Annotated in this window: 13 protein-coding genes and 1 tRNA gene; 8 read left to right on the forward strand and 6 right to left on the reverse strand. The window is 69.4% G+C overall.

The genetic code is table 11. The features are described 5' to 3' along the window. Window positions 1–16 precede the first annotated feature (16 nt). The 4 genes from ASC59_RS01030 to ASC59_RS01045 form a co-directional block, all read right to left on the reverse strand. Window positions 17–850: an arginase family protein gene (locus ASC59_RS01030; RefSeq protein ID WP_235492539.1), complete on the reverse strand. Its 834-nt coding sequence runs from the start codon at window positions 848–850 to the stop codon at window positions 17–19. A gap of 94 nt (window positions 851–944) precedes the next feature. Continuing rightward, window positions 945–1,622, reverse strand: a complete 678-nt coding sequence (locus ASC59_RS01035) for a protein-L-isoaspartate(D-aspartate) O-methyltransferase (protein ID WP_235492540.1) — start codon at window positions 1,620–1,622, stop codon at window positions 945–947. Between the two features lie 135 nt (window positions 1,623–1,757). Then, window positions 1,758–1,830 (reverse strand) — tRNA-Arg (locus tag ASC59_RS01040). Window positions 1,831–1,897: 67 nt separating this feature from the next. Further along, window positions 1,898–2,524 (reverse strand): iron ABC transporter ATP-binding protein, encoded by a 627-nt coding sequence (locus ASC59_RS01045; RefSeq protein WP_157487891.1) that lies wholly within the window; start codon window positions 2,522–2,524, stop codon window positions 1,898–1,900. Window positions 2,525–2,595: 71 nt separating this feature from the next. Between ASC59_RS01045 and ASC59_RS01050 the strand changes: the two genes are divergently transcribed. From ASC59_RS01050 to prfA, 8 genes are all read left to right on the forward strand, one after another. Next, window positions 2,596–4,269 carry an arginine--tRNA ligase gene (locus ASC59_RS01050; RefSeq protein ID WP_055822607.1) on the forward strand — a complete coding sequence of 558 codons (1,674 nt, stop codon included), beginning with the start codon at window positions 2,596–2,598 and terminating at the stop codon, window positions 4,267–4,269. Between the two features lie 26 nt (window positions 4,270–4,295). Further along, complete coding sequence (locus ASC59_RS01055; protein ID WP_055817567.1) at window positions 4,296–5,075, forward strand: LmeA family phospholipid-binding protein; 780 nt, start codon at window positions 4,296–4,298, stop codon at window positions 5,073–5,075. A gap of 275 nt (window positions 5,076–5,350) precedes the next feature. Next, a complete protein-coding gene (gene lysA, locus ASC59_RS01060) occupies window positions 5,351–6,775 on the forward strand; it encodes a diaminopimelate decarboxylase (RefSeq protein WP_055817568.1) in 1,425 nt (474 codons plus the stop codon). Beyond that, window positions 6,772–8,091, forward strand: coding sequence for a homoserine dehydrogenase (locus ASC59_RS01065; RefSeq protein ID WP_055817571.1), 1,320 nt, complete (start codon window positions 6,772–6,774; stop codon window positions 8,089–8,091). The genes lysA and ASC59_RS01065 overlap by 4 nt, the downstream gene beginning before the upstream one ends. Before the next feature lie 5 nt (window positions 8,092–8,096). Then, window positions 8,097–9,197 carry a threonine synthase gene (gene thrC / locus ASC59_RS01070; protein ID WP_055817573.1) on the forward strand — a complete coding sequence of 367 codons (1,101 nt, stop codon included), beginning with the start codon at window positions 8,097–8,099 and terminating at the stop codon, window positions 9,195–9,197. Beyond that, the gene (gene thrB, locus ASC59_RS01075) at window positions 9,194–10,144 is read left to right on the forward strand and encodes a homoserine kinase (protein WP_055817575.1); all 951 of its coding nucleotides are present in this window, start codon (window positions 9,194–9,196) and stop codon (window positions 10,142–10,144) included. The genes thrC and thrB overlap by 4 nt, the downstream gene beginning before the upstream one ends. A gap of 243 nt (window positions 10,145–10,387) precedes the next feature. Then, window positions 10,388–12,538: a transcription termination factor Rho gene (gene rho / locus ASC59_RS01080; protein WP_055817576.1), complete on the forward strand. Its 2,151-nt coding sequence runs from the start codon at window positions 10,388–10,390 to the stop codon at window positions 12,536–12,538. Window positions 12,539–12,648: 110 nt separating this feature from the next. After that, window positions 12,649–13,728: a peptide chain release factor 1 gene (prfA, locus tag ASC59_RS01085; protein ID WP_055817578.1), complete on the forward strand. Its 1,080-nt coding sequence runs from the start codon at window positions 12,649–12,651 to the stop codon at window positions 13,726–13,728. 106 nt (window positions 13,729–13,834) lie between these two features. Here the strand turns inward: prfA and epsC are convergent, their stop codons facing one another. Both epsC and cysK read right to left on the reverse strand, forming a co-directional pair. Continuing rightward, complete coding sequence (epsC, locus tag ASC59_RS01090; RefSeq protein ID WP_055817580.1) at window positions 13,835–14,407, reverse strand: serine O-acetyltransferase EpsC; 573 nt, start codon at window positions 14,405–14,407, stop codon at window positions 13,835–13,837. 44 nt (window positions 14,408–14,451) lie between these two features. Beyond that, window positions 14,452–15,387, reverse strand: a complete 936-nt coding sequence (gene cysK / locus ASC59_RS01095; RefSeq protein ID WP_055817582.1) for a cysteine synthase A — start codon at window positions 15,385–15,387, stop codon at window positions 14,452–14,454. Window positions 15,388–15,400 lie beyond the last annotated feature (13 nt).

Below are 15,400 nucleotides of genomic sequence, written 5' to 3' on the forward strand. Positions count from 1 at the left end.
CCGGTTGACAGTGCTCTCAGCCGCGCGTGAGCGAACCGATGATGCGCAGGATCGCGGGAAGGTCCTCGGCCGCATCCGCCGGCGCCGCGGGAGCGAATCCCGCGATGGTCGCACCGACGACCGTCGCCTGCGATCGCACGGCGCCGATCAGGGCGGTGAGCGTCTCGACGGAGAGTCCGAACGGCACCGGATTGTCGAGACCGCTGATGGCGGCCGGGTCCAGGACGTCGAGGTCGATGTGCACGTAGACGCGGCTCGCATCGGTCGCAGCCAACGCAGCCACCAGCGCCTGGGGATCGAGGAGCTCGTCGACGGTGAGCGAACGGATGCCGTTTCCGGCGATGTACAGCTCCTCGCCCAGATCGACGTCGCGTACGCCGGCGAGCACGAGGCGATCGGTGCGCAGGCGTGATCCCTCCGGAGGAACGAGTTCGGCCGGACCCTCGCCGAGGATGGTGCGCAGCACCATGCCGCTGAAGCCTCCCGACGGGCTGGACTCCGGTGTGTTGAGGTCGGGGTGGGCGTCGAACCAGATGACGGCGAGGTCGTCAGCGGATGACGCCGCCCGCTCGACGGCCGCGAGAGACACCGCGCAGTCACCGCCGATCACGACAGTCGGTCCGTCGAGCTCGGCCAGGGTCTCGCGCAGGAGATCGCGCACGCGCAGCAGGGAGGAGAAGCGTGCGACACCGGTCTCGAGCGCCTCACCGGCGCCGACGGGAACGTCGACCGATCGCGTCGCGGACGAGGGCAGATCGCCGCGGATCGCATCCGCTCCGTCGATGAGTCTCATGGCGCGGGCTGAGACCGAGCCCTGCCACTGGGGAACCACTACGAACGTCGCCGGCACGATCCTCAGTATGCCCCCTCGGCACACGGAGCACAGTAGCTGTGCCGTCGAACCGACGCGCGAACCCACGCGCGAATCGCGTGCTCGCGACTCGTCACCTCCTCCGGCGCCTGCTCTCCCGTCGTCGGCGCGACAGCCCCGCCTCGCCGATCAGCGGCACGAACAGCACGGGGCCGAGGCTTCTGCGGCTCAGGACCCCATCGTCGCCGAGGGAGGCGACGATGAGCTCCTGCTCTCCGGAGGCCGACTCGATGGGCAGCACGATGCGCCCGTGCGGAGCGAGCTGGGCCACCCACGCGGGAGGAATGTCCGGCGCGGCCGCCGCGGCGATGATCGCGTCGAACGGGGCGTACTCCGGTGCGCCCAGGGTGCCGTCGCCGACGAGCACGGTGATGGCGGTGCGGCCCAGTGCGCGCAGGCGGCCGGCCGCGGCATCCGCCAGCTCGGGAATGCGTTCGATCGAGACGACGTCCTGCGCGAGTTCCGCCGCGACGGCAGCGGCGTAGCCACTGCCCGTGCCGACATCGAGAACCCGGGTCGTTGCTCCGAGCTCGGCCGCCTCGAGCATCCGCGCCACGATGTAGGGCTGCGAGATGGTCTGGTCGGAGCCGATGGGCAGCGGCCTGTCGTCGTGGGCGTGGCCCACCAGTTCCCGGGGCACGAACGCCTCACGGGGAACCGTGCGCATGGCGGCGAGCACGGCGGGGTCCCGGATGCCGCGGGCCTCGAGTTGCCGCGTCACCATGTCATCGGAGGAGATGTACCCGTCCACGGTGCCTCTCCCTCGATTCTGCACCGGATCGAGTGCTTCTGCACCGGATCGAGCCGGAGGACGCGAGGAGGCGGCCGTGGCGGCTCGGAACGAAAGAAACGCCCGATCCTGAACGGATCGGGCGTCTCGCGACTGTGCCCCCGGAGGGATTCGAACCCCCGACCTACGGTACCGGAAACCGGCGCTCTATCCCCTGAGCTACGGAGGCGCACTCGAACGAGAATACCCCATGGCCGACGGTGCCGACGCCGCAGACCGGGCTCCTCGGTCGGCCGCTACGGGAGGTGCGACATGGCGGGCGTGATGATGCCGACAGCGTCGCCGGGCTCGAAGAACGCCGTGGACCGCGCCACCAGCCAATAGCCGGCTTCGGTGAAGACCTGCACAGTGCCCGTGTCCTGCGACTGGGAGAAGAATCCGTCGACGGCCGGGGGAGTGCCGTAGGTGGGAACGGCGTTCATCGTGGCCGCAGCGTTCTGCTTCAGCGTGACGAGCTGGTCGGGGTCGGGCTGGGCCACGGCGACCTCGATCAGTTCGCCGCTGCTCTGGTTGGTCCAGCCGCAGGCGAGCCCGTTGTCAGCCGCCACATCCGCGACGACGGAATCGACGGTCGGGGTGTAGTCGGGTGCAGCCCCGACATTCGGGTTGAAGGCGTAGACGTCGTCGGTCGTGAGCAGTTCGTCGCACCCGATGGTGATCGGGGTGCCGGCGGCGACAGTATCGGTGGGAGTGCTCCCTGGGTCTGTCGTCGGCTCCGTGGAGCCACCCGTCGCGGAATCCGACGGGACCGACGCCGAGGGGTTCGGCGTTCCGGCGTCTGGAGTGCAGCCGGCCAGCAGACCGACCGCCAGGACGGCGGGAAGGAGAGCGACGATGGAGGCGCTGTGCAGACGGCTGGGCATGGGCAGAACCCTACCAACGCCGATCTGCACTGAAGCTGAGCGAACCGCGCCCGACGGTAAGATCGATGCTCGTGACTCCGCTCGAACTCTCCCAAGCCCTCTTCGACCAGGTGAACTCCCTGCTCGAACGACGACGCGAGGCCGGTTCCGACTCAGACGTGAGCGTCGAACTGTCGGATGTCACGCTCGAGCGCCCCAAGAACCGCGACCACGGCGACTGGGCGTCGAACATCGCCATGAAGCTCGCGAAGCGCCTCGGCATGAACCCCCGCGACTTCGCGGCGGAGCTCGCCACGAGCATCAGCCACGTCGACGGCATCGCCTCGGTCGAGGTCGCCGGTCCCGGCTTCATCAACATCCGTCTCGATGCCGCTGCCGCCGGTGCGCTCGCCAAGACCATCGTCGACGCCGGTGCGTCGTTCGGGCACAGCACGGCGCTGGCCGGCCCGGCGATCAACCTCGAGTTCGTCTCCGCCAACCCGACCGGACCGCTGCACATCGGCCACACCCGGTGGGCCGCCCTCGGCGACTCGATCGGCAGGGTGCTCCGTGCCGCGGGTGCCGATGTGTCCAACGAGTACTACATCAACGACGCCGGCAACCAGATGGACACCTTCGGCCTCTCCATCCTGGCCGCGGTGAAGGGCGAGCCGACGCCGGAGGGCGGCTACCCGGGCAGCTACATCGCCGACCTCGCCACCCGCGTTCTCGAGCGCGAGCCGAAGCTGCTCGAGCTCGACGACGCCGATGCCCTGCACGTGGCGCGTGAGATCGCCTACGAGCTGCAGCTCGGCGAGATCCGGGCGTCGCTCGAGCGCTTCAACGTGCACTTCGACGTGTTCACCAGCGAACGCCGCCTCCACGCCGTCGACGATGCCGGGATCAGCGCCATCGACACGGCCGTCGAGCGGCTGCGCGCGCAGGGCCACGTCTACGACGAGGACGACGCCGTCTGGGTGCGCACCACCGACTTCGGCGACGACAAGGATCGCGTCATCCGTCGCGGAAACGGCGTCTACACCTATTTCGCCGCCGATGCCGCGTACTACCTCGACAAGGGCGACCGCGGCTTCGCACACAAGATCTACCTCCTGGGCGCCGACCACCACGGCTACGTCCACCGCCTCAAGGCACTCGCCGGTGCCGCCGGCGACGACCCGGAGAAGGACGTCGAGGTGCTCATCGGGCAGCTCGTCAGCATCAACGGGGCGAAGCTCTCCAAGCGCGCCGGCAACATCATCGAGCTCGACGATCTCCAGGCCTGGTTGGGCACGGATGCGCTCCGCTACACGCTGGCGCGCTACCCGGCGGACTCGCCCCTGACCATCGACCCCGAGATCCTGCAGCGCCGCACGAACGACAACCCCGTCTTCTACGTGCAGTACGCCCACGCCCGCACCGCCGCCGTCGCCCGCAATGCCGCTGGCTCCGGAGTCGACCGCAGCGTGTTCGCCCCGGAACTGCTCGAGCACGAGACGGAGTCGGCCCTCCTCGGCGCCCTCCAGGAGTTCCCGCGCATCGTCGCCCAGTCGGCGGAGCTGCGGGAGCCGCACAGGGTCGCCCGCTACCTCGAGGAGGTCGCGGGGCTGTATCACCGCTGGTACGACAACTGCCGGGTCATCCCGTTGGGAGACGGCGCCGTCGAAGACGTGCACCGCACCAGGCTGTGGCTGAACGACGCCACGGGCATCGTGATCCGCAACGGTCTCGACCTGCTCGGCGTCTCGGCGCCCGATCGCATGTAACGTTCGACTCGACACGGGGGGACTCCATGACCGCAGCAGCAGAAGCACCGAAGACCCGCAGGCGGTGGCCCATCGTGCTCGCGATCGTCGCCGTGGTCGTGGTCGCCGCCCTCGTCGCGGCCTTCTTCATCGCCGACTCGATCGCGCGCAGCACGGGCGAGAGGCTCGTCGCCGAGAAGTTCGCCGAGAAGCTGAGTTCGGAGGAGGGCACGACGGTCTCTCCTGACGACATCGACGTGAGAATCGGCGGGGCCAGCGTCATCGCGCAGTACCTCGGCGGATCGTTCGAATCTGTGCACGTCGATGCCGACGGCATCGCCTTCGACGGCACCCCGCTCGACGTCGCGATCCAGGCCAACGGAGTGCCGACCGACATGAGCAAGCCCGTGAACACCGTCACCGGCAGCGTGTCCTTCGACCAGGCCGGGCTCGACAGCCTGCTGCAGAAGAACGGCACCGACGCCGACATCAAGCTGGGCGACGAGACCGTCACGTACACGGCGTCGCAGACCTTTCTCGGCGTCCCGTTGAGCTTCACCCTCACCGCCGAGCCGTCGACGACCACGGACTCCCTCGTCTTCACGCCGACCTCGGGCGAGCTCGCCGCCGGGTCGGCTGCGATCGACGTCTCCGGCCTGATCGACGCCGTGCTCGCCGACAACACCGTGTCGTTCTGCATCGCCGACCAGATCCCGGCCGGGGTCGATCTCAGCGGCGCCGATGTCGCCCCCGACTCCGTCACCGTGCGCTTCCAGGCGAGGGACCTGATCATCGCCGACCTCGCGCAGACCGGAAGCTGCTCCTAGCCGTCGCCGCGGAACCTCGGAGCTCTCAGCGCTTCTCGCAGGCGATGCCGTCTCCTTTGCCGGGCGTGCACACAACGATCCGGCCCGGAGCCACCGCGTAACGATTGGCGGCACCGACCGTCATGGATTCGTGGGCAGCGAAGCCGACTCGATAGACTCCTCGGGTACTGACGCCCTGTTCGATCGGGCGACTGCCGTCACGGCTTCAGGGACCAATCCGGGTTCGCTCGCCGCGCAGTGTCATCCGTCTGTCATCCCACTGCGAGGATCCTTCAGTGACCACCCGTCCCTCCGCCCCCGCGTGGCTCGACGTGCCCGCAGACGCCAACGCGTTGGCCGCCGGCGTCTGGCCGGACTCGGCGACGCGCGACGGAGCCGGGCGACTCGTCATCGCCGGTGTCGACGCCGCAGAGCTCGCCGCCCGCTATGGAACCCCGCTCTACGTGACCGACGAGGCGCAGGTGCGCGCCCGCGCCGCGCGCGTGGTCGAGGCCTTCGATTCCGCCTTCGCCGGCGTCGGCGCATCCGTCGCCGTGTACTACGCGGGCAAGGCCTTCCTCTCCACGGAGGTCGCCCGCTGGGTTGCGGAGGCCGGGCTCAACATCGACGTGTGCACAGGGGGAGAGCTCGCCGTCGCGCTCGCCGCCGGCATCGACCCCGCACGCCTCGGATTCCACGGCAACAACAAGTCGCTGGCCGAGATCGAGCGAGCCGTCGCCGTCGGCGTCGGTACCATCGTCATCGATTCGAGCATCGAGATCGACCGGGTCGCTGACGCAGCGGCCAGAGCCGGGCGCGTCCAGTCAGTGAGGCTCCGCGTCAACAGCGGAGTGCACGCCCACACCCACGAGTTCCTCGCCACAGCGCACGAGGACCAGAAGTTCGGTGTCCCGCTGAGCGATGCAGCCCGGTTCGTCGCCGACATCCGCAGTCACGACTCCCTCCGCTTCCTCGGGATGCACTGCCACATCGGTTCGCAGATCTTCGACGCCGGCGGATTCGCCGAATCGGCCTCGCGGCTGATCTCCGTGCACGCGGAGCTGCTCGAGGGCGGCGACGTTCCCGAGCTCAACCTGGGCGGCGGCTTCGGCATCGCCTACACGGCCGCCGACGAGCCGACGCCCATCGAGCAGATCGCCGCTGGCATGGCCGATGCGGTCGGTGCGGCGTGCGCGAGCCACGGCATCCCGGTTCCCCGCATCGCCATCGAACCGGGCCGCTACATCGTCGGCCCGGCAGGCATCACTCTCTACGAGGTCGGAACCGTCAAGCCGGTCCAGGTCGACGGTGGCGTGCGCACCTATGTCAGCGTCGACGGCGGCATGAGCGACAACGCCCGCCCGGCGCTGTACGGAGCCGACTACACGGCACGCATCGCGAGCCGGGTGACGGATGCCGCCCCCGCCCTCGTGCGTGTCGCCGGCAAGCACTGCGAATCCGGCGACATCGTCGTGGACGCCGACTACCTGCCCGGCGACGTGCGGCCGGGCGACCTGCTCGCCGTCGCGGCGACCGGCGCCTACTGCTGGTCGCTGGCCAGCAACTACAACCATCTCGGCCGTCCGCCCGTCGTCGCCGTGCGCGACGGAGCCGCGCGCATCATCGTGCGCGGCGAGACCGAGGCCGATCTCCTCTCGCGCGACGCCGGCATCACCGTGCCGGTGCCGGACGAGACGGACCCACTCGAGGGAGCCCGATGATCGCCTACCGTTCACTGCGCGTCGCCCTGCTCGGCGGAGGATCCGTCGGAGCTCAGGTCGCACGATCGCTGCTCGAGGACCGGGACGAGCTCGCGCACCGCGTGGGTGCCAGCCTCGACCTCGTCGGCATCGCCGTGCGCGACGTCGACGCCGTGCGCAGCGTCGACCTGCCGCGCGAGCTGTTCACCACGGATGCCGAGAGGCTGATCCTCGGAGCCGACGTCGTGATCGAGCTCATGGGCGGCATCGAGCCGGCTCGCACCTACATCCTGCAGGCACTGAACTCGGGGGCCGACGTGGTGACGGGCAACAAGGCCCTGCTGGCCACCCACGGCCCGGAGCTGTTCTCCGCGGCCGAGCAGGTCGGCGCCCAGCTCTACTACGAGGCTGCGGTCGGCGGGGCCATCCCGATCATCCGCCCGCTGCGCGAGAGCCTCGCCGGTGACAGGGTCAAGCGCATCCTCGGCATCGTGAACGGCACCACGAACTACATCCTCGACCGCATGGACACCCAGGGCGACAGCCTGGAGGACGCGCTCGCGACGGCTCAGGAGCTCGGCCTCGCCGAAGCCAACCCCAGCGCCGACGTCGACGGGTTCGACGCCGCGCAGAAGGCGGCCATCCTCGCGAGTCTCGCCTTCCACACCGAGGTGTCGGTCGACGACGTGCACCGGGAGGGCATCACCGCCGTGACGGCCGCGCAGATCGCCTCGGCGGCGCACTCGGGCCACGTCGTGAAGCTCCTCGCCATCTGCGAGCGCCTGACGGACCCCGAATCGGGTGTCGAGGGCGTCTCGGTGCGGGTCTATCCGGCCATGGTGCCCCGCAGCCACCCGCTCGCCGCCGTCCATGGAGCCAACAACGCCGTGTTCGTCGAGGCCGAGGCAGCAGGAGCCCTCATGTTCTACGGCGCCGGCGCCGGGGGAGTCGAGACCTCATCGGCCGTGCTCGGCGACCTCGTCTCCCTCGCCCGCCGCCACGTCATCGGTGGTCCAGGACTCACCGAGTCGAAGCACGCCGGACTTCCCGTGCTCGAGATCGGCAAGGCGACGACACGCTACGCCGTCACCCTCGACGTCATCGACGAACCCGGCGTCCTCGCCACCATCGCCGGCGTCTTCGCCGAACACGGCGTCTCGGTCGAGACCGTCGAGCAGTCCGTCGCCACGGCGGCTCCCGGCGGAGAGTCCACAGCCATCCTCGTCATCGGCACCCATCAAGCCCGGGAGGCCGCGCTCGCCGCGACCGTCGCGGACCTGGCTGCCAACCGCGTCGTCGCCCGCGTCGCATCCGTCCTCCGAGTTGAAGGAGCGTAACCACCATGAGCACCACCCCGCAGATCCGCGAGTCCCGTCAGTGGCGCGGAGTCATCCGCGAGTACGCCGACCGCCTGGACGTGACGGATGCCACCCCCATCGTCACGCTCGGTGAGGGCGGAACACCGCTCCTCCCGGCACCGGCGCTGTCTGCGCGCACCGGCGCCGACGTCTGGGTCAAGTTCGAGGGCATGAACCCCACGGGCTCCTTCAAGGACCGGGGCATGACGATGGCGGTCACCAAGGGCGTCGAGGCCGGAGCCAAGGCGATCATCTGCGCCTCGACGGGCAACACCTCCGCGTCAGCAGCCGCCTACGCCGCCCACGCCGGCATCACGGCGGCCGTGCTCGTGCCAGAGGGCAAGATCGCCATGGGCAAGCTCAGCCAGGCCATCGCCCACAACGGTCGCCTGCTGCAGGTGCGCGGAAACTTCGACGACTGCCTCGAGATCGCCCGCGAGCTCGCAGACAACTACCCCGTCCACCTCGTGAACTCCGTCAACAACGACCGCATCGAGGGTCAGAAGACCGCGGCGTTCGAGGTCGTCGAGGTGCTGCGCGAGGCTCCGGACTTCCACATCGTGCCCGTCGGCAACGCCGGAAACTACACGGCGTACCACCGCGGCTACAGCGAGGAGCTGCAGCGTGGCGTCACGACCAAGATGCCGCGCATGTTCGGCTTCCAGGCGGCAGGCAGCGCCCCGATCGTCGTCGGCCACGTCGTGAAGAACCCCGACACCATCGCCAGCGCCATCCGCATCGGCAACCCCGCGTCGTGGGAGCTCGCCATCGCGGCCCGGGAGAACAGCGACGGCTACTTCGGTGCCATCGACGACGCCCGCATCCTCGAGGCCCAGCGCATCCTCTCCGCCGAGGTGGGCATCTTCGTCGAGCCTGCATCGGCCATCAGCGTCGCCGGCCTGCTCGAGCAGGCCGAGGCCGGCGTCATCGGCCGCGGCGCCACAGTCGTGCTCACAGTCACCGGTCACGGCCTGAAGGACCCGCAGTGGGCTCTCCGCACGTCCGACGGCTCCGACATCCAGCCCGAGAGCGTCGCCGTCGACACCGCCGAGATCGCCGACGTGCTCGGCCTGGCGAAGGCATGACCGCCGCCGTGACGCTCGACGCCCTCGCGCCAGAACTCGTCGGTCGCCGGATCTCCGTGCAGGTGCCTGCGACCAGCGCGAACCTCGGCCCCGGTTTCGACACCCTCGGCCTCGCCCTGGCGCTCTACGACGAGCTCGTCGTCGAGGTGCTGGCAACCTCCGGCGTCGACATCCACGTCGAGGGCGTCGGAGCCGGTGAGGTGCCGACGGACGAGTCGCACCTCGTCGTGCGCTCCATCGCCCACGTCCTGGCGCACTACGGCTACGCTCTGCCCGGGCTCCGGCTCGAGGCTCGCAACCGCATCCCGCACGGACGGGGGCTCGGGTCGTCGGGCGCGGCCATCGTCTCGGGCGTGATGGCGGCCAAGGGCATCCTCGAGGGCGTCGTGGAGATCTCGGACAACGACGCGCTGGCGCTGGCGACCGAGCTCGAGGGGCACCCCGACAACGTGGCACCCGCCCTGTTCGGCGGCCTCACGATCGCGTGGACCACCCCGGAGGGCCCGCAGCACAAGAAGCTCATGGTGCACCGCGGCGTCTCTCCCGTTGTGTTCGTTCCCGAACACGTCATGTCCACGGCACTCGCACGCAGCCTGCAGCCGGACTCCGTCCCGCACGAGGACGCCGTCTTCAACGTCTCGCGATCCGCGCTGCTCGTCGCCGCGCTGATCCAGAGCCCCGAGCTGCTGCTCGCGGCAACGGAGGACAAGCTGCACCAGAACTACCGGGCCGCAGCGATGCCCGAGACCAACGCCCTCATCGTCGCCCTCCGGGCCGCAGGCTACCCGGCCGTGGTGTCGGGTGCCGGCCCATCGATCCTCGTGCTCGCGAGCGATCCCGGCCAGCGACTCGGTGCCGCCGACCTGGTGGCATCGGTGTCTGAGACGCCATGGCAGGCTCTCCACCTCGCGGTCGATTTCAAGGGTTCGATCAACGCGCCGGCCTGAGCATCGATCGATGACCCGCGTTCGCGTGTCAGGTGATCCCTCGGCACGGTGTTAGACTGAGCCAGTACCCGTCGCGGTTCCGCACAGCAAAGCGAACCGACTGGACCGGTGCAATTCCCCGCAATTCATTTGCTTCCATCGCGCCACCCGCCTGTCGCGTTTCCATGTCGAAATCGCGACACGCAGCTCGGTGACAAGCTCCCCCTGGACGGATACCCGCCAGGCGAAAGGACCAGAACTCCCGTGACTACTGGAAACGCCACCCAGACCGTGGCAACCCGCACCCAGCTGAACACGCTGCGCGTCGCCGAGCTGCAGGCTCTCGCGACCCAGCTCAGCATCCCCGGCGCCTCGAAGCTCCGCAAGGGCGAGCTCGTCGACGCCATCGTCGACGCCCAGCCCTCCGATGGCCAGAGCGCCCCCGCTGCCACCGAGACCGCAGCTCCGGCCGCGACCGAGGCACCGTCGACGACGACGGATGCCGCGCCGGCCGAGCAGTCGGCACCCGCGCCCACCATCGAGCCGGCCACAGCCCCTGAGGCGGAGCAGGCATCGGCCCCCGCCGCCGAGGAGGCTCCGGCCGCCGCGCTCACAGTGACCGGCGCGCCCGCCGTGACCCGGGGCCGCGGCTCGCGCCGCGCCAGCACCGCCACGACAGCAGCCGGCTCGCACGTGAACACCGCAGGCGGCACCGGCCTAGACAGCCTCGTTCCCGCGCTCGACGCCGTCGCCGCACGCAACAACAACGCCGAGAAGGCCCAGGACGGCGAGGCCCCCCGCGGCCAGCGCCGCAAGCAGGTCAAGGTCGCCCCCCAGGCCACCGAGACCGCCGAGACCAGCGAGGCTCCCGCCGCGCCGTCGAACGACGGAGCCGAGCAGGCCGACGAGAAGCCGCAGGGCGAGCGTCAGGGCCGCAGCCGCAACCGCAACCGCGGCGGCCGCGGCGAGAACGCCCAGAACGGCAACGCCCAGAACGGCAACCAGAACAACGGCCAGAACGGCAACGACCGCGGCAACCAGAACCAGAACCAGAACCAGCAGAAGCAGGGCAACCAGCCCGCAGAGCAAGGCCAGCAGAAGCTCGACGTCGACGAGCGTCAGGGCGGCAACGGTCAGCAGAACCAGCGCGACAGCCAGCGTCAGGCAGCAGAGGGCGAGGCCCGCTCCGGCCGCAGCCGCTACCGCGACCGCAAGCGTCGCGGCGGTGCTGCAGGAGACGAGTTCGAGCCGGAGCTGAACGACGACGACGTGCTCATCCCCGTCGCCGGCATCCTCGACGTGCTCGACAACTACGCCTTCGTGCGCACCAGCGGCTACCTGCCGGGCCCGAGCGACGTCTACGTCTCTCTCGGCCAGGTCAAGAAGTACAACCTGCGCAAGGGAGACGCCGTCGTCGGCGCCATCCGCCAGCCGCACGAGGGCGACGGCAACGGCCGCCAGAAGTACAACGCGATCGTCAAGGTCGACTCGATCAACGGCCAGTCCGTCGACGAGGCCGCTGCGCGTGTCGACTTCCAGAAGCTCACGCCGCTCTACCCGCAGGAGCGCCTGCGCCTCGAGACCGAGCCCACGAAGCTGACCCAGCGCATCATCGACCTGGTGTCGCCGATCGGCAAGGGCCAGCGCGGCCTCATCGTCGCGCCGCCCAAGGCGGGCAAGACGATCGTGCTGCAGCAGATCGCCAACGCCATCGCGATCAACAACCCCGAGGTCCACCTCATGGTCGTGCTCGTCGACGAGCGTCCAGAAGAGGTCACCGACATGCAGCGCACGGTGAAGGGCGAGGTCATCGCCTCCACCTTCGACCGCCCGGCGGAAGACCACACCACCGTCGCCGAGCTCGCCATCGAGCGTGCGAAGCGCCTCGTCGAGCTGGGCCACGACGTCGTCGTGCTGCTCGACTCGATCACCCGCCTCGGCCGCGCCTACAACCTGGCGGCTCCGGCTTCGGGCCGCATCCTCTCCGGCGGCGTCGACGCGTCGGCGCTCTACCCGCCGAAGCGCTTCTTCGGTGCCGCACGCAACATCGAGAACGGTGGATCGCTCACCATCCTCGCCACGGCCCTCATCGAGACCGGGTCCAAGATGGACGAGGTCATCTTCGAGGAGTTCAAGGGCACCGGCAACTCCGAGCTGCGCCTCTCGCGTCAGCTCGCCGACAAGCGCATCTTCCCGGCCGTCGACGTGAACGCCTCCGGCACCCGCCGCGAGGAGATGCTCATGAGCGCCGACGAGGTCAAGATCACCTGGAAGCTGCGTCGTGCCCTCGCCGGCCTCGACCAGCAGCAGGCCCTCGAGGCCGTTCTGGGTCGGCTCAAGGAGACCCAGTCGAACGTCGAGTTCCTCATGCAGGTCGGCAAGAACGGCACCAGCGGCCACACGGGCGAGCACTAGCGTCTGAAGGAGGTCCTGCGCATCGGAACGAGAGTGGCCGACGCGCAGGACCTTCGGCTTTTCCCCCGCCACTTCCACTCTCGCGCAGGTGAAACAACAGGAGTCTCGAGATGTTCGATTCGGTGAAGGTACTGCTCGACGAGCACGCGGATCTGCAGGAGCAGTTGGCCGACCCGGCGCTGCACGCCGATGCGGCCCGTGCCAAGAAGGTCAACCGTCGCTACGCCGAGCTCTCGAGGATCGCCGCGGCCAACACCGCGTGGATCCAGGCTGGCGAGGACCTCGCCGCAGCTCGTGAACTCGCCAAGGAGGACGAGGCGTTCGCCGAGGAGATCCCCGCCCTCGAGGAGGAGCTCGCCACGACCCAGGAGAAGCTGCGGCGACTCCTCATCCCGCGCGACCCCGACGACGGCCGTGACGTGATCATGGAGATCAAGGGCGGCGAGGGCGGAGCCGAAAGCGCGCTCTTCGCCGCCGACCTGCTGCGCATGTACATGCACTACGCCGAGTCCAAGGGCTGGAAGACCGAGCTCCTCGAACGCACCGAGAGCGACCTCGGCGGCTACAAGGACGTTCAGGTGGCGATCAAGTCCAACGCGACCGATCCGTCGCAGGGCGTCTGGGCGCACCTCAAGTACGAGGGCGGCGTGCACAGGGTGCAGCGCGTTCCGGCGACGGAGTCGCAGGGCCGCATTCACACCTCGACGACGGGCGTGCTCGTCTTCCCCGAGGTGGATGCTCCCGAGGAGGTCGACATCAACCAGAACGACCTGAAGATCGACGTCTACAGGTCGAGCGGACCCGGTGGCCAGTCCGTCAACACGACCGACTCCGCCGTGCGCATCACGCACCTCCCGACGGGCATCGTCGTGGCGATGCAGAACGAGAAGAGCCAGCTCCAGAACCGCGAGGCCGGCATGCGCGTGCTGCGCGCCCGCATCCTGGCGCGACGCCAGGAGGAGCAGGCCGAGCTCGACAGCGCCGCCCGCAAGACCCAGATCCGCACGATGGACCGCTCCGAGCGCATCCGCACCTACAACTTCCCTGAGAACCGCATCGCCGATCACCGCACCGGCTACAAGGCCTACAACCTCGACTCGGTCATGAACGGCGCGCTGGAACCCATCATCGAGTCGGCCATCCAGGCCGACGAGGAGGCCAGGCTCGCCGACATCGGCGACCAGGGCTGATCACGCCCCCGCTGATCGAGTAGCGCCGGACGAAGTCCGACGCCCCCGCTGATCGAGTAGCGCCGGACGAAGTCCGACGCGTATCGAGATCACCGCACCGCCGACCTCAGACGTCGTAGACAACGCCGCGAGCCGACTCCGTGGCGTCGGGATCGGCCTGCCTGATCCTGGCCGGAATCCCCGTCAGCAGCGAGTTCGGCGGGGCGTCCTTGGTCACGACGGCGTTCGCGCCGACAGTCGACCACGCTCCGAGGGTGATGTCGCCGAGCACCTGCGCCCCGGCTCCGACCGTCACGCCGTCTTCGAGCGTCGGATGCCGCTTCTCGTCGCGCCGGTGGTGACGGCTCTTCCCGCCGAGAGTCACGCCGTGGTACAGCATCACGTCGTCGCCGAGCACTGCAGTGGCGCCGATGACGACGCCCATGCCGTGGTCGATGAACAGCCGCCGGCCGATGGTCGCCGCCGGGTGGATCTCGACACCGGTGAGGAACCTGAAGAACTGCGAGAGCAGGCGAGCCGGCAGGCGGGCGCCGGCCAGCCAGAGCCTGTGGGTCAGTCTGTAGCCCCACACGGCGTGGAGTCCGGAGTACGCGAGGAACACCTCGACGCTGCTGCGCGCAGCCGGATCATGCGAGCGTGCCGTCGCGACATCCTCACGAAGCGCGGCGAAGAATCCCATGGCCCCAGCCTACGGCCGCCGCAGGATGTCCGATCGCCACCCGATCAGTCGACGAGACCCTCGAAGAGCACCGTCGACAGGTACCGCTCGCCGTAGCTGGCCACGATCACGACGATGGTCTTCCCGGCATTCTCGGGGCGCTTGGCCAGCTCGAGCGCCGCGTGCACCGTGGCTCCCGAGCTGATGCCGGCGAGGATGCCCTCCTCGACGGCGAGACGGCGGGCGACCTCGACCGACTGCGTGATGTTCACGTCGATGATCTCGTCGTAGACCTCGCGGTCGAGGATCTCGGGCACGAAGTTCGCCCCGATGCCCTGGATCTTGTGCGGGCCGGGTGCTCCTCCGTTGAGGATCGCCGATTCCTCGGGCTCGACGCCGACGACCCGCACTGAGGGCTTGCGTTCCTTCAGCACCTGACCGGTTCCGGTGATGGTGCCGCCGGTGCCGATGCCGGACACGAAGATGTCGACCTCGCCGTCGGTGTCGTCCCAGATCTCGACGGCGGTGGTGCGGCGGTGGATCTCGGGGTTCGCCTCGTTCTCGAACTGGCGGGCGAGCACCGCGCCCGGGGTCTCCGCCGCGATCTGCTCCGCCCGCTCCACGGCGCCGCGCATGCCATCGGAACCGGGGGTGAGCACGAGTTCGGCTCCGTAGGCGCGCAGGAGAGCCCGGCGCTCCTTGCTCATGGTCTCCGGCATGGTCAGGACGACCTTGTAGCCCCGAGCGGCTCCCACCATGGCCAATGCGATTCCGGTGTTGCCACTGGTGCCCTCGACGATCGTGCCGCCGGGCTGCAGGGCGCCGGATGCCTCGGCGGCGTCGACGATGGCGACACCCAGACGGTCCTTGACGCTGGCAGACGGGTTGTAGAACTCCAGCTTGGCCAGCACGGTTGCTCCGGCGCCCTCCGTGATGCGGTTGAGGCGCACGAGCGGCGTGCGCCCGACGACATCGGTGATGCTCGAGTAGATCTGCGACATGGAGGTGACCTTT

The organism is Leifsonia sp. Root1293, assembly GCF_001425325.1.
Classification (GTDB): Bacteria; Actinomycetota; Actinomycetes; order Actinomycetales; family Microbacteriaceae; genus Orlajensenia.

What these genes read in the sequence shown, in the direction of transcription:
- epsC (WP_055817580.1), bottom strand. Translation starts at nt 14,407, where the DNA reads ATGGGATTCTTCGCCGCGCTTCGTGAGGATGTCGCGACGGCACGCTCG.
- thrB (WP_055817575.1), top strand. Translation starts at nt 9,194, where the DNA reads ATGACCGCCGCCGTGACGCTCGACGCCCTCGCGCCAGAACTCGTCGGT.
- ASC59_RS01065 (WP_055817571.1), top strand. Translation starts at nt 6,772, where the DNA reads ATGATCGCCTACCGTTCACTGCGCGTCGCCCTGCTCGGCGGAGGATCC.
- ASC59_RS01045 (WP_157487891.1), bottom strand. Translation starts at nt 2,524, where the DNA reads ATGCCCAGCCGTCTGCACAGCGCCTCCATCGTCGCTCTCCTTCCCGCC.
- prfA (WP_055817578.1), top strand. Translation starts at nt 12,649, where the DNA reads ATGTTCGATTCGGTGAAGGTACTGCTCGACGAGCACGCGGATCTGCAG.
- thrC (WP_055817573.1), top strand. Translation starts at nt 8,097, where the DNA reads ATGAGCACCACCCCGCAGATCCGCGAGTCCCGTCAGTGGCGCGGAGTC.
- ASC59_RS01055 (WP_055817567.1), top strand. Translation starts at nt 4,296, where the DNA reads ATGACCGCAGCAGCAGAAGCACCGAAGACCCGCAGGCGGTGGCCCATC.
- cysK (WP_055817582.1), bottom strand. Translation starts at nt 15,387, where the DNA reads ATGTCGCAGATCTACTCGAGCATCACCGATGTCGTCGGGCGCACGCCG.